Here is a 13,390-nt window from a genome sequence, read left to right on the forward strand (position 1 = left end):
CCTGAAGGAAAGGTACTCCATGAAGATCACCAAGGCACTGCCGCTGGCGGCACTCGCCTCGCTCTCGCTGGTCCTGGCCGGCTGCGGCGGCTCCGCTCCCGCCTCGTCCGCCGGCGGCGGCATCCAGGTCCCTGACCTCCCGGCCGCCACCGAGGTGGGCGAGTCCGAGGGCGAAGTCAACATCATTGCCTGGGCCGGTTTCGTCGAGGACGGCTCCACCAACCCCGACGCCGACTGGGTCACCGAGTTCGAAAAAGAGACCCAGTGCAAGGTCAACCGCAAGGTCGGCGCCACCAGCGACGAGATGGTCCAGCTGATGCGCACCGGCGAGTACGACCTGGTCTCGGCCTCCGGCGACGCCTCGCTGCGCCTGATTGCCGGCGGCGACGTGGCCCCGATCAACACCGACCTGATCCCGAACTTCGGCCACATCGTGGACGGCCTGAAGGGCCAGATCTACGACACGCTCAACGGCAAGACCTACGGCGTTCCCATCGGCCGCGGCGCCAACGTCCTGATGTACAACACCGAAGCGGTGCCCGAAGCCCCTGACTCGTGGGAAGCCACCTGGGACCCGAACAGCGAGTACGCCGGCGAGATCATGGCCTACGATTCGCCCATCTTCATCGCCGACGCGGCCCTCTACCTGATGGCCACCCAGCCGGACCTGGGGATCACCAATCCCTACGCGCTGGATAAGGAGCAGCTGGCCGCAGCGGTGGAACTGCTCAAGACCCAGAACGGCGTCGCCGGCGAGTACTGGAACGACGCGCTCAAGGCCGTCTCCTCCATCTCCTCCGGGACCGCGTCCCTGGGCACCGGCTGGCAGGTCATCGTGAACATCGCCCAGGCCGACGGCGGAAAGGTTGAGTCCGTGCTGCCGAAGGAAGGCGCCACCGGCTGGTCCGACACGTGGATGCTCTCCGCGCAGTCCAAGAACCCCAATTGCGCCTACCAGTGGATGGACTGGGCCTCCTCCGCCGAGGTGAACGCCAAGATGGCCCAGAACTTTGGCATGGCTCCGGCCAACGCGCTGGCGTGCGAAGGCTCCAAGGAGAACGAGGAGCACTGCGCCACCTACCACGCCACGGACGAGGAGTACTACAAGCAGGTGTGGATGTGGACCACCCCGGTGGAGCAGTGCATTGACGGCCGCACCGACGCCACGTGCACCAACTACCAGGAGTGGACCAAGGCCTGGACCGAGGTCAAGGGCTAGTCCCTCCCTCCAGCACCCTCCCCATGGCAGGGGCGCGGCGCGCGGTGAGCACCGCCGTCGTGCCCCTGCTTTGGAGGCATTCCCCCAGCACGACGGCGGTGTCCCCGCCGGCCGTGCACACGCATCCTGATCAGCACCGCATCTGAAGGAGGAACGGCGGGCAGGCCCGCCGAAACCACCATGGCAGCACCAACGATCGAACCGGAGGCCGCAGCCGGCAGCGCCTCGGCGCCGGGCAGCGAGCGCAGCGGACTGGGCGACCGGATCTCCCGACTGCTCTACGCCCGGCCCAAACTGCGGCTGACCGCGCTCCTGACCCTGCCGCTGGCCTGGCTGGGCGTGCTGTACATCGGATCGCTGATCCTGTTGTTCATCACCGCTTTCTGGACCACCGACTCCTTCACTTCCAAGGTGATCCCCGCGTTCACCGTGGAGAACTTCGTGGAGATCCTGACCGTGCCGGCCTATCAGTTCACCGCGCTGCGGACCATCGGCATCGCGCTGGCCGTGACCGTGCTGTGCGCCGCGTTGGCGCTGCCGCTGGGACTGTACATGGCCAAGGTCGCCTCGCCGCGGATGCGCGCGGTCCTGGCCATCGGCATCACGCTGCCGCTGTGGGCCGGCTACCTGGTGAAGGTGTTCTCCTGGCGCATCACGTTCTCCAGCGGCGGCCCGCTGGACTGGCTGCTGGCCCCGCTGGGCATGACCGGGCCGGGCTACGGCACCGCGGCGCTGGTGGTCACGCTGGCTTACCTGTGGTTCCCGTACATGGCGGTGCCGGTGTACTCGGCCTTCCGCCAGATCCCGGACAACCTGTTCGACGCTTCCTCGGACCTGGGCGCGAAGGCTTGGTCCACAGTGCGCACGGTGGCCGTCCCGCTGTTGAAGCCGGCGTTCATTGCCGGGTCCATCTTCACGTTCTCGCTGAGCCTGGGCGATTACATCGCGGCGCAGTTCGTCGGCGGGAAAACGCAGGTGATCGGCACGGTGATCGCCTCCAACATCAACCTCAATCCGCCGTTGGCCGCCGCGTTCGGCACCGTGCCCATCGTGGTGGTTGTCCTGTACCTCTTCCTGGCCCGCAAGTCCGGCGCCCTCAAGCAGCTTTAGGAACTTCACCGATGAGACTTTCCTCCTCCGCCAAGGTCACCCTGCGCCTGTTCGCCGGGCTGGTGATGGCCGCCATCTACCTGCCGCTGCTGCTGGTGATCGTCAACTCCTTCAACGCCACCACCTCCGGCGCGTTTCCGATCACCGAATTCACCACCCGCTGGTGGGAAGCGGCCTTCCGCAACGAGGGCGTGCGCGAGGCGCTCTGGACCTCGCTGCGCGTGGCCACGGTAGCCACCGTGATTGCGCTGGTGCTGGGCAGCATGATCGCGTTCGCGCTCTCCCGGTATGACTTCTTCGGGAAGAACACGGTCAACCTGCTGGTGGTGCTGCCCATCGCGCTGCCGGGCATTGTCACCGGCGTGGCGCTGAACAACACGTTCAAGACGGTGCTGGAACCGCTGGGCATCGGCCTCGGGCTGTTCTCGGTGATCGTGGGCCACGCGACGTTCTGCATCGTGATGGTGTTCAACAACGTGCAGGCCAGGCTGGGCCGGATGAACAAGGGCCTGGAAGAGGCCGCCATGGACATGGGCGCCAACGTGGTCAAGACCTTCTTCCAGGTCACCTTCCCGGGTTTCCGCTCGGCGTTCGTGGCCGGCGGCCTCCTGGCCTTCGCGTTGAGCTTCGACGAGATTGTGGTGACCACCTTCACCGCCCCGCCCGGAACCGAGACCCTGCCCATCTGGATCTTCAACAACATGGCCCGGCCCAACCAGGCGCCGGTGGTGAACGTGATCGCGGCGGTACTGATCATCGTGTCGATGATCCCGGTCTACCTGAGCCAGCGGATGACCGGAGACGACAAGAAGTAGCAACAGCAGGAGCGGCGCGGGTTCCCGGTTTCCGGGGCCCGCGCCGTTCGTCTAGCTGCCCGCGGCTGGTTGTGCCGCAACGGATGCGGCCAGGCCCAGTTCGTCCTCGCCGAGGTCCGCGAAGTAGGACTCGACGGCGGCACGGTCCACCTCCGCGAGCGTGGCCGGGTTCCACCGCGGATTGCGGTCCTTGTCTATCACCTGGGCGCGCACGCCCTCGGCGAAGTCCGGGGCGGCGACCAGCCGGATGCCCAGGCGGTAGTCCTGGTCCAGCACCTCCTCCAGGGTCTCCATCCTGCCCGCCCGGCGGAGTGCCTCGAGCGCGAGCTTCACGGCGGTGGGCGATTTCAGGGCGATCTCCTCGGCGGCGGCGCGCGCGGCCGGGACCGGCGAGTGACGCAGGGCGGCGAGGATCTGCTCGGCGTCGTCGTAGGCGTAGCACTCGTCGATCCAGTGGCGTTCCTTTTCCAGGTCCGACGCCGGGACGTCCGTGTGGGAGAAGGCCGCCATGGCTTCGATGGCCGGGGCTTCGGCGAGCGCGGCCGCCAGGGCCGGGAGCTCCGCGCTGTCCACGAAGTAGTCGGCCAGGCCCATCACGATGGCATCTGCTCCGGTCCCGGTGCCCGCGGTCAGCGCGAGGTGGGTGCCGAGCTCCCCCGGTGCCCGCGAGTACAGGAAGCAGCCCCCGACGTCGGGAATGAACCCGATCCGGGTCTCCGGCATGCCGATCTTGGTCCGCTCGGTCACCACCCGGTAGGAGGCGTGTGCCGACACTCCGACGCCGCCGCCGAGCACCACGCCGTCCATGAACGCGACGATCGGCTTCGGGTAGCGGGAGATTAGCGAGTTCATCCGGTACTCGTCTTCCCAGAAGAGCTGGTCGCCGCCGTCCTTCATGTGCCGGTAGATGGCCACGATGTCGCCGCCGGCGCACAGTCCCCGTTCCCCGGCGCCGGAAATCAGGACGGTCTCGACGGCGTCGTCCTCGGCCCACTCGCGGAGGGCCGCCGTGATCGACGTGATCATCGAGTCGTTGAGGGCGTTGATGGCCTTCGGGCGGTTCAGGACGATGTGGCCCAGGCGGCCGTTGCGTTGCAGCAGTATCTCGTTGGTATTCATCGCAGCACAGCCTACCCGGCGGCGGCCGCCGCGTCAGCGGGCGTGGGGCGGCCGCCGACGTCGCGTTGCAGGCGATACCGGTTGAAGGCGACCACGGTTGAAGGCGACCGGCGGCCCGCAGCCTCTCGACGCCGCGGGGTGCGCGCCCTATCCTGCACGAATGACCCATCCCGACGCGAAACCGGGCACGCAGCCGGCATCAGAACCTCCGGAAATGCCCCTGCGCCGGCTGCCGGTGTGGGCTGTCGCCGGCTGCTGCCTGCTGCTGGGAGCCGGCCTGATGCTCCTGGGACTTGCCGCGGGAGGCGCGGTCGCGCCGCCCCTGCCGGGTCTGCCCTCGGCGGGAGCAGCGACCGCTTGGGGGCTCCCGGCGGCAACGCTGCTGGCCACCGTCTGCGTGGTCCTGGCCGTCGGCTTCGCCTGCGTTGCCCTGCTTACCCTCCCCGCGGGAAGTCAGGAACTGTCGACTGTTGGCCGGGGGCTGGTCGTCGTGGCGGCCGCACTGGGAGCCGCCGCGGTGCCGGCCGTGGTGGTCCGCCTGTGGTTTACCGGGAGCGAACTGCTCGGCGTGCCCGTCACCCAGCTGGACCCCGCGGAGCTGATGCGGGTGGTCTTGGAGGTCAGGCCCGGCAGGGTCCTGCTCTTCCAGGCGGTACTGACGGTCGTGGCGGCGGTGACCGCGCGGTTCTCGCGCACGGCGACCGGCGCGGGACTGGCCCTGATTCTTCTGGTGGCAGCCCTCGCCATGCCGCCGCTGGCAGGCCACGCCTCCAGCCACGACGAACACTTCCTCGCGGTTGCCAGCCTGGGCCTTCATGTATCCGCCGCTGGCCTCTGGGCGGGCGGGTTGGCGGGCGTGGCGTACCTGGCGCTGCAGGCGCCCGACGACTTCCTGCGGACCATGCGGCGCTACAGCACGCTGGCACTGGGCTGCGCCACGGCGGTGGCTGCCAGCGGCCTGGTCAATGCCCTTCTCCAGGTGCAGGCCCCGGCCGCGCTGGCCTCCGGCTACGGGTTCCTGGTGTTGGGCAAGGCGGCGGCGTTCGCGTTGTTGATCGTGTGCGGCTGGCTGCATCGCCGCACCACGCTGCGCGCCCTTGCCGCCCGGGGACCTGCTCCCGCCGGCCTCCCGGCCGCGGCGGATCCCCGGCTGCCGGCTCCACCCGTGCCGCTGCGGCCGTTCCTGAAGCTGACGGCCGCCGAGCTCATGGTGATGGCGGCGGCCTACGGCCTGGCGATAGCGCTGGCCCGGACACCTCTGCCCTAGCTGGTTCCGCGGCGTGGCATGTCCACGACGGGCGGGGCAGGGACAGCCATTCCGTCAGCTCGGCGTCCGCCGGAACGAGCGTGCCCCCGGCGCGTGTCAGGGTGGATGCTGCGCGTCTCGGAGCGCTGGTTGGTTCTGCGCATCCAGTCGGCGGGGTAGACCTTGGGTAGAATCTTGGTCACGGCCAGCGCGGCATACATGACGGTGTTTATGGCGACGAAGGCCGCTAGGACCGCGAACAGTTCGGAGTGCAGGATCGGTTCGGGAAGCAGGATTCCGGCGGGCAGTATGAAGTAGGCGCCGGTCATGACCGGGCCGCCCTTGCTGCTGCCGGGCCGCGACGCGTGACGTGCTTCCATGTGGCCTTCCGGCCCAGGGATATGTCGATGATTCCTTTGACGTAGACGATGTTTATAAACATGTCGAAGAACAGTTCGGGCAACAGCGTGAGTGCTAGCAGGCGTGCCCGCCAGCCGCCCTTCCACACCGTGGCCGTCCGTTCCACGGCGAACAGGGCACCCATCCCGAGCCAGAATGGGAACAAGATCCAATCATCAAGTGAGAGCACCATCAGCGCGATGAGCAGCAGGTAGGAGCCCAGGGCAATGACGCCGTAGCCGATGCCCAGTTGCTGGGCCCAGTAACGAAGCGTCTGTGGGGTAACGCCGTAGGCGCCGATGTTCTCCAGGGCACCGCGCTGCCAGCGCAGGCGCTGCGCCCACAAGGTGCGCCAAGTGGGCATCAGTTCGGTGACGACCGTGCACTGCGCCGGGGAGATCGTCAGGGCGCCGAGAGACTTCAGCGCGATGGTTAGTTCGTTGTCTTCCGTCAGTGACGCCGTGTCATAGATGTCACCTGGCTTGCCTGGAATCGACTGTCCGCGCTGCAGTGCCGCCGCGCGCAGCGCAGCGGCACGAAAGAGGGAGGCGGTGCCGGTGAGCACGAACACCCGGCCGCGGCGGCGGCGCATCTCGCGGGCATAACGGATGTACTCGTTGCGTTGGAACTGGCCAAGCAGCCCGTGCCCTTCCTCCCCGTTAAACAACCCGCCCACAGCCATCAGCGCGCGGTCGTCTGTGAAGCGTTGGACCGCGGCCGCCAGAAAGCCGTCATCGAGTCTCGTGTCGGCGTCCATCACCATGACGACGTCGTTGTCGCCTTGTCCGGGCAGCAGCATCTTGAGCGCCTGGTTCAGCGCTCCGGCCTTCTTTTGCGTGTTGTCCACTGTTTCGAAGACTTCGACCCCGGCTTCGGCGGCAAGTCGGACGGTGGAGTCGGTGCAGTTATCGGCGACAACGATGATTCGTTCCGGCTTGTGCGACTGGGCCAGCAGGGAAGCGATGGTTTCGGGGAGGGAAGCCTCCTCATTGTGGGCCGGAATCAACACGGTCACCGTGACCGGGCCTGCGTAGACACCGCGGGTTGCGGCCATCACCAGCCTCGGAGCCAGGGGAGTTGCCCGGTGGTCGATGGAGCGGCGCGATCTGGTCGACACGAGCCGCTCGAGCAGCGCTATGCCGGTCACAAGCAGAAGCGCCAGGGCAGCGGCCGCCAGAATCACCCGCGCGGGAGGAGCCTGCGTGTCGTAGAGGAAGCTCCAAAGCCCGAAAATAACGCCTTCGGAGGGGGAAGCGGGCGCTTCCCGATCGTTTGCGGCAACGGCGGACCAAAGCCCCGTCGCCGCGCCCGCGGCAGTCACCCCAATGACCGCGCCGACTCCCCGTTTGAACCGCCCCCGCTCCATACACCCGCTCCTGCTGGAATGAACGTCTCAGCTGAAGAATAGCGGGTACCGGTTTGGGGCCTGCAGGGTTATCCGCTGCGTTTGCTCAAGTTGTTATGTGACCCGTGGTGGCGGCTTGAACACGTCGGAGCACCCCCATGCCGCAACCGTCGATGACCGGCAGTGCGCGAGCCCATTTGGATCTGGTTGACACTCCCCATGCTTTTGGGGCGGCCAGGGTCAGCGCGTCGTTGGTGCGGCCGGTCATGCGTGCGAACCGGCGGTTTCGGACCGGAGAGGCCTGCCCGCTCGTGCAGGTAGGAGAAGCACAGTTCCCTGGCGGTCGGCAGGATGATCAGCTGGACGGTCGTCCGGCCAGATCCGAATCGACGATGCGGGCGTCGTCGGTTCCAGCACAACTGTCCCTCCCTCTCCGATCGGATTCTACGGGGAGCGCCCGACGGAGCGTGCGACGGTCGACACGGCTGAGCGGCGCCGCCCGGAATCATCGGCGAGCAATCTCGTCCTTACCTGGCTTCGCCTAATGCGGAGACACACCCTAGCTGGGTCCGCTGCGTGGCCAGAAGGAACGCGGGTGAAGGCTGCCGGGAGCAGTCTCTTGGCTTAGGTCGTTCCTGGCGGGCGGGTCCACGGCTCCGGTCCCCCGTTGCCCGGGGGCGGTGTTCCGGGTGTCCCGGGTTCTTGCGGCCGGGCTGTCGGCGCCTGCGGGTTGGCGGGCCCTGGCCCCTGAGGGGCGGTCCCCGGGTAGACGGGCCCTTGCCCCTGAGTCGCGGCCCCCGGGTTGAGGGGCCCTTGCGCTGCGGCCGGGGCCGACGGATCGACGGGCCCCTGCGCTGCGCCCGTGGCGGACGGGTCGACCGGCCCCTGGTCCAGGCGGAAGGGCGGGTACTCGTCGCGCATCAGCAAGACGTAGGCCGCCACCCGGTAGGCCCAGCGGTTGATGCCGACGATCAGGTCGAACAGCTCCTGCCGGTAACGGCCGCTGAAGAGCAGGATCACCGCCGTGATCAGCACGAGCAAACCCAGCAGCGAGGGGCCCCACGTGGCCGGGGAAGCATACGAGTCCTCGCCCCAACCCCTGCCCCAACCGCGGTCCCAGGCCGCACCGGTGCCACTCGTGAAGATGCCGACAATGAGCAGGTGCGGGATGGCCAGCAGCCACCATTTCACCAGCACGAGCCAGTGCGAGAGGCGCTGCGGGTAAACCACGTCCAGGTCCGCGGGGTAGTCCGCGGCGGCCAAGGTGAACGGCGGATACCGGTCCGTGCCCAGCGCGGAATACCCGTAGAAACCCACGCGCCAGGACCAGCGCAGCACACCGACGTTAAACCAGAACCAGGACCTCGGATAACGCCCGGTGAACAGGATCACGATCCCGGCCGCGATCGTGGCCACCAGCACGGCAAACCACAGCACGGCCAGGACGATGTAATGCGGAATCGCCAACAACCACTTGACGAGCCAGAGCCAGCGCGAGAGCCGGCCATCCAGGAAGCCGGTCACCAGCACCGGGTATGACTGCGTCGACCGTCCCCACCCGGCGCTCGCGGCCGGCGCGGCTCCCGGGCCCTGGCCCGGGCGGCGGTACTGATCCATGCCGTCCGGACCCGGGCCCTGCCGCTGGCCCGGACGGGAACGATCCGGATCGATGTCGCGGCCCAGGCCGGCGGAACCGAGCAACAGGAGGGGAACGCCGATGACCAGACCGACCAGCCCGGCGATCAAGAGGCCGCTCCCGGCCGGTCCCAGCACATCGGATCGTGCCCCTGCCTGCACCTCCACCCACACCGGGCGGGAGGCATCGGCGTTCATCACGACGAGCGACCATCGGCCGGGCTGCAGGTCCCAGGCAATCTGCTGCGGGCCCCTGCCGGAGGTCGATTCCGTCCAGAAGTCCTGCTCCCCGGGCGGGGCCGGCACGCGGTCCCCTTCCGAGGTCACCTCGTCGTCGTCATCGAACCACGACGAGCGCCCCGGCCGGTCTCCGTCGTCGGACCGGGAGGCGTCACCCAGCGAGGTGTAGGAGACGCCCTCCAGATAGGCCGCCGCGTCGGAGGCCTCGGCGATGCCCACGAACACCTCTTGGTCCGGAACCACGGGGGTGACGCGCACCTGAAAACTGGCCAGGTCTCCGACCGGCGGAATATTGGGCATCCCCGCTGCCCCGGGGTCGACGACCACGGAAGGGCCGACCAGGGCATACCCCGTGCTCTGGTACTGCTCCGTCGGCCCGGTCAGGTAGCGGCCGTCGCCCTGCACGGCGTTGGCACCCAGAATGACGGCGGCGCTGATGGTCAAGGCCAGCCCGGCGACGCTCAGCAGCACGCCGAGGATCAGCAGCACCCAGTGTCCCGGCTTCATCCGGGCGGCTGGCGGCGCAGGACTGGGCGCGGGAGGCGGGACAGGTTGGGCGGTCATGACGGTCCTTTCGCAGCGCGTGCCGGAACCGTGCCCGGACTAAGCGCCTACGGCTGGGTTGGCAGGATGCGGGCAGCCGGACCGGCGCCCGGCTATCGGGTTCTCGTGCGTCAGCGCGTCAGCAATCCGCCCAGCGGTCTCCAACGTCGCATCAAGGGGACTGGCAGAGGCATTCGAAACCCGCATAGTGCCACCTCCCCCTGGGTGCGCTTCCCCGTCACAGTGTGCCCTCCAAGGCCCGGCTCCCGCCCCCAACAGGAACGAGGCCAGCCTGGACGCCGGCGCACTTCAGGCAGCCCCAGTCCGTCAAATGCCGGCGGTACACATGCCCGGCCGCGCTCGGCGCGTGTGGCTGCAGGCACCATGGTACTCAGCCGCTCGGACCGGGGATAGAGTCCGCGCTTACCTGCCGGCCAAGGCCCGGCCGACAAGGTTGGGCTCCGGGTTCGTCACGACCTCTCCGCCCAGCAACACCGTGGGAACGGTTTCGTTTCCGTCGTTGTGCTGCCGGACGAACGCCGCGCCTTCCGGGTCCTGCCAGATGTTCACCCAGTGGGCGGCCCGGCCGTTGCGGCCCAGGGTTGCCCTGAGCCGCAGGCAGTAGACGCAGCCGGGCCGCCAGAAGATGACCACCCGGCCAGGATCGTCGCTTTGGTCCCGCAACGCGGTCCACGGGGCGGCCCGCCGGCTGCCGAAGAAGGGACTGACCGCCCACGCGCCGGCCAGCAGCAGCGTGGCGAAGATGATGGCGGGCAGCCATTCGCCGTCCTGCCCCTTATAGAGCAGGGCAGCCACGCCCAGCCCGGCCAAAGCCGCTGCGGGGAACCATCGCTCGAAGCGTTTCATGGACACAGCGTACGCGCGCCCTACCGCCAGCCACCGTCGCCCTCCCTCCGCTTTTGCCTAGGTTTCTCCCAGCTTTCGCCACGGCAACACACATGCTGGCCCAGTAGTGTCGCTCACTTATGCACCGAGATGGGAGAACAAAGTGACTAAGAAGTGGTTAATGAGCCTGGCCGTTGCCGGCTCCATCGCCGTCCTCACCGCCTGTGGCGGGTCGCCGGCGGAGGAGAGCGGTTCGAGCCCGGCGGCCTCCGCGGAAGCCGGCGCGGGTGCGGAAGGGCAGGCCCAGCTGCCGGAGCCGGATCTTGAAGGCATCCCGGACGTGGTGGCCGTGGTCAACGGGACGGAGATCCCGAAGGACAAGTTCACCGCCGCGTACGAAGGGCAGTTCCAGCAGATGGCCATGCAGTCCCAGATGACGGGGCAGGACGTGGACCAGGACGCGCTGAAGCAGCAGACGGCCGAGGCCATGGTCGGCACGCAGTTGCTGATTCAGGAAGCGGACAACCGCGGGATCAAGGCGTCCGACAAGGACGTGCAGGCCTCACTAAAGGAGATGGCGAAGGCCAACCAGTTCAAGACCGTGGACGAGCTCATGGCCGCCATCAAGGAACAGGGCATGACCGAGGACGAGGTCAATGCCGAAATGGAAACCCAGGTCCGGGTGGACAAACTGATTGCCGAGGAGGCCGGCAACGCCAAGCCCACCGAGGACGAGCTGAAGGCCGCCTACGAGCAGGCCAAGAAGCAGCAGGAGCAGATGGGCGAACAGACCGGCCAGAAGGCCGAGGTCCCCTCGATGAAGGAAATGCGCCCGAACCTGGAGCAGCAGATTCAGGCGCAGAAGGAAACCGAAGCCACCCAGGCCCTGGTCACGGACCTGCGTGAGAAGGCGGACGTCAAGATCAACCTCTGATTCTCCCTCTCTCGAAACTACGACGACGGTGCCCGACTTAGCGGGCACCGTCGTCGTAGTTGTGGGGCGGCTGACGTAGTTTCCGGGCGCTGACGCAACCGGCGCCCTACCCGCGCCTGACCTGTATTTTCTGTCGCGGCGTTTCCGCCTCCACCTGGGGAACAGGGGCCTTGATCTCGAGCACCCCGTCCCGGTAGGTGGCGGTGATGTCCTCGTCTTTGACGCCCTGGGGCAGCGGCACGCTGCGGGAGAAGGATCCGTAGCGGAACTCCGAGCGGTAGCTGCCCTTCTCCTTCTGCTCCTTCCGCTCGTGGCGCTCGGCGTGGATATGCAACTGTCCCTCGGAGACGGAGATCTCGGCGTCCTTCTCCGGGTCGATGCCCGGCAGTTCGGCGCGGATGGTCAGGACGTTGTCTTTGATTTCCTCCTCCACCCGAATCATGGATTTTTCCTGTTCACCCTCGAAAAAGCGGCGGAACGGCTCCGCCAATTCGAAGGGCGAGCGGCGCTCGAACGGCGGCCACCTCAACAAATCGCTCATGGCACACACTCCTGTGACAGAAACGGCAGGCTGGCGGCCAGGCGCCGCCGGCCCGTCATACCCTTCAGTTTTCGCAGGTGCAGGTTCTGGCACGCACCCGGTGCGTTCGGCACGGCAACATGGTATAGCTGCCCGGTATATACGGGAATGGGTCAGGCCTGCGGGCGGACCGCGGCATAGAGCAGCATGTCCCGGCGCACCCCGCCGACGGTTTGGTAGCTGCGCAGCAGGCCCTCGCGGCTGAAACCTGCGGATTCGGCGGTCCGGATCGAGGCGTTGTTCCAGGGCTCGATGTAAAGCTCCAGCCGGTGCAGTTCCGGGATGGTCCAGGCGAAGGCCGCGAGCGCCGCGAGCGCATCCGCCGCCCGGCCCTGCCCCCGGTATGCCGGGCCCATCAGGTAGCCGGCGGTCGACCGGCCTTCCGGCAGGTAGGTCAGCCACAGTCCGATCTGGCCCACTGCCCGATCCGACTCCGCGTCCGCCACCGCGAAGGAGTACCCGGCGCCGGAGGTGAACCGGCCGTTCTGGCGCAGGATCCACTCCACCGCGTCGTCCTCCCGGCACGGCGAAGGGATGGAACTGATCAGCGGGATGTACGGATCCCGGGCCAACTCCAACGCCAGATGGGCGTCGTCGCTGCGGAATTGGCGCAGCACCACGCTGCCCTGCGCCGGCGTGACCTCCGGCCAAGCCAAGGGCAGGCGTGCATCCATGTCTGCGATGGGGCCGGTTCCCTTCTGCGGGGCCGGCACGGGCGGCGCGGAAGGGGGCTGCACGGGCGTAACGTCCGGGCTCAAGTGGTTTCGGCCAGGACGTCCACGACGGCGGCCACGAACTGGTCCAGATCGCCCGGGTTGCGGGACGTGACCAGGGTCCAGCCGTGCTCGCGGTCGATCACCACGGGTTCGTCGTCCCACTGGCCGCCGGAATTCATGATGTCCGCCTTGAGCGAGACGTAGGAGGTGAGGGTCTTGCCGCGGGTGCGCCCGGTTTCGACCAGGAGCCACGGTCCGTGGCAGATGGCGGCGATCGGCCGGCCGGATTCGGAGAAGGACCGCACGATGCCCTGGGCGTCCGGGTCCAGCCGCAGCTGGTCCGCGTTCAGGGTCCCGCCGGGCAGAACCAGCAGGTCGTAGTCGCCGTCGGAAACATCCGGCAAAGACTTGTCCACCGGGATTTTTTCGCCCCGGTCCCAGTCCCCGACCAGGGTTTCCACGTCGCCGGCTTCGGGTGCCGCGATCGTGACGTCGACCCCGGCCGCGCGCAGTTTTTCGACCGGGATTTTCAGTTCGTCCTGTTCGACGCCGCGGTTACTCACCGCTACCAGGACCTTTTTGCCGGCAATTTCGGGCATGTCTTCCGTCCTTCCTACGGGGATGTTCGGACTCTTCCCACCTT

13 protein-coding genes are annotated in these 13,390 nt (G+C 67.8%); 5 read left to right on the plus strand and 8 right to left on the minus strand.

What is annotated here, in order from left to right; genetic code table 11:
- Nucleotides 1–19 precede the first annotated feature (19 nt).
- The 3 genes from AC5RTY_RS15225 (at nucleotide 20) to AC5RTY_RS15235 (ending at nucleotide 3,144) form a co-directional block, all read left to right on the plus strand.
- Nucleotides 20–1,219 carry an ABC transporter substrate-binding protein gene (locus AC5RTY_RS15225; RefSeq protein WP_494069245.1) on the plus strand — a complete coding sequence of 400 codons (1,200 nt, stop codon included), beginning with the start codon at nucleotides 20–22 and terminating at the stop codon, nucleotides 1,217–1,219.
- Nucleotides 1,220–1,399: 180 nt separating this feature from the next.
- A complete protein-coding gene (locus AC5RTY_RS15230; protein ID WP_493979617.1) occupies nucleotides 1,400–2,329 on the plus strand; it encodes an ABC transporter permease in 930 nt (309 codons plus the stop codon).
- An 11-nt stretch (nucleotides 2,330–2,340) separates the two neighbouring features.
- Complete coding sequence (locus AC5RTY_RS15235) at nucleotides 2,341–3,144, plus strand: ABC transporter permease (protein WP_494026219.1); 804 nt, start codon at nucleotides 2,341–2,343, stop codon at nucleotides 3,142–3,144.
- Nucleotides 3,145–3,195: 51 nt separating this feature from the next.
- On the opposite strand, the gene AC5RTY_RS15240 is transcribed toward AC5RTY_RS15235, so the two are convergent.
- Nucleotides 3,196–4,263 carry an enoyl-CoA hydratase/isomerase family protein gene (locus AC5RTY_RS15240; protein ID WP_494139858.1) on the minus strand — a complete coding sequence of 356 codons (1,068 nt, stop codon included), beginning with the start codon at nucleotides 4,261–4,263 and terminating at the stop codon, nucleotides 3,196–3,198.
- A gap of 160 nt (nucleotides 4,264–4,423) precedes the next feature.
- Between AC5RTY_RS15240 and AC5RTY_RS15245 the strand changes: the two genes are divergently transcribed.
- On the plus strand, nucleotides 4,424–5,530 hold the full coding sequence (locus tag AC5RTY_RS15245) for a copper resistance D family protein (RefSeq protein ID WP_494139859.1): 1,107 nt from the start codon (nucleotides 4,424–4,426) through the stop codon (nucleotides 5,528–5,530).
- On the opposite strand, the gene AC5RTY_RS15250 is transcribed toward AC5RTY_RS15245, so the two are convergent.
- From AC5RTY_RS15250 to AC5RTY_RS15265, 4 genes are all read right to left on the minus strand, one after another.
- Nucleotides 5,527–5,889 (minus strand): hypothetical protein, encoded by a 363-nt coding sequence (locus AC5RTY_RS15250; protein WP_494139860.1) that lies wholly within the window; start codon nucleotides 5,887–5,889, stop codon nucleotides 5,527–5,529. The two genes, AC5RTY_RS15245 and AC5RTY_RS15250, sit on opposite strands and share 4 nt — an antisense overlap.
- Nucleotides 5,835–7,274, minus strand: a complete 1,440-nt coding sequence (locus tag AC5RTY_RS15255) for a glycosyltransferase family 2 protein (RefSeq protein ID WP_494139861.1) — start codon at nucleotides 7,272–7,274, stop codon at nucleotides 5,835–5,837. The genes AC5RTY_RS15250 and AC5RTY_RS15255 overlap by 55 nt, the downstream gene beginning before the upstream one ends.
- Nucleotides 7,275–7,877: 603 nt before the next feature.
- The gene (locus tag AC5RTY_RS15260; RefSeq protein WP_494139862.1) at nucleotides 7,878–9,692 is read right to left on the minus strand and encodes a DUF4389 domain-containing protein; all 1,815 of its coding nucleotides are present in this window, start codon (nucleotides 9,690–9,692) and stop codon (nucleotides 7,878–7,880) included.
- 402 nt (nucleotides 9,693–10,094) lie between these two features.
- Nucleotides 10,095–10,538 carry a glutaredoxin family protein gene (locus AC5RTY_RS15265; RefSeq protein ID WP_494023471.1) on the minus strand — a complete coding sequence of 148 codons (444 nt, stop codon included), beginning with the start codon at nucleotides 10,536–10,538 and terminating at the stop codon, nucleotides 10,095–10,097.
- A gap of 160 nt (nucleotides 10,539–10,698) precedes the next feature.
- On the opposite strand from AC5RTY_RS15265, the gene AC5RTY_RS15270 reads away from it, so the two are divergent.
- Nucleotides 10,699–11,451 carry a SurA N-terminal domain-containing protein gene (locus AC5RTY_RS15270; RefSeq protein ID WP_494076734.1) on the plus strand — a complete coding sequence of 251 codons (753 nt, stop codon included), beginning with the start codon at nucleotides 10,699–10,701 and terminating at the stop codon, nucleotides 11,449–11,451.
- A gap of 106 nt (nucleotides 11,452–11,557) precedes the next feature.
- On the opposite strand, the gene AC5RTY_RS15275 is transcribed toward AC5RTY_RS15270, so the two are convergent.
- From AC5RTY_RS15275 to AC5RTY_RS15285, 3 genes are all read right to left on the minus strand, one after another.
- Nucleotides 11,558–11,992 (minus strand): Hsp20/alpha crystallin family protein, encoded by a 435-nt coding sequence (locus AC5RTY_RS15275; RefSeq protein ID WP_494001673.1) that lies wholly within the window; start codon nucleotides 11,990–11,992, stop codon nucleotides 11,558–11,560.
- A gap of 152 nt (nucleotides 11,993–12,144) precedes the next feature.
- On the minus strand, nucleotides 12,145–12,705 hold the full coding sequence (locus tag AC5RTY_RS15280) for a GNAT family N-acetyltransferase (protein WP_494014602.1): 561 nt from the start codon (nucleotides 12,703–12,705) through the stop codon (nucleotides 12,145–12,147).
- An 80-nt stretch (nucleotides 12,706–12,785) separates the two neighbouring features.
- The gene (locus AC5RTY_RS15285) at nucleotides 12,786–13,346 is read right to left on the minus strand and encodes a type 1 glutamine amidotransferase domain-containing protein (RefSeq protein ID WP_494139863.1); all 561 of its coding nucleotides are present in this window, start codon (nucleotides 13,344–13,346) and stop codon (nucleotides 12,786–12,788) included.
- Between the last annotated feature and the right edge of the window lie 44 nt (nucleotides 13,347–13,390).

This window comes from Arthrobacter sp. Y3224055 (assembly GCF_059090825.1).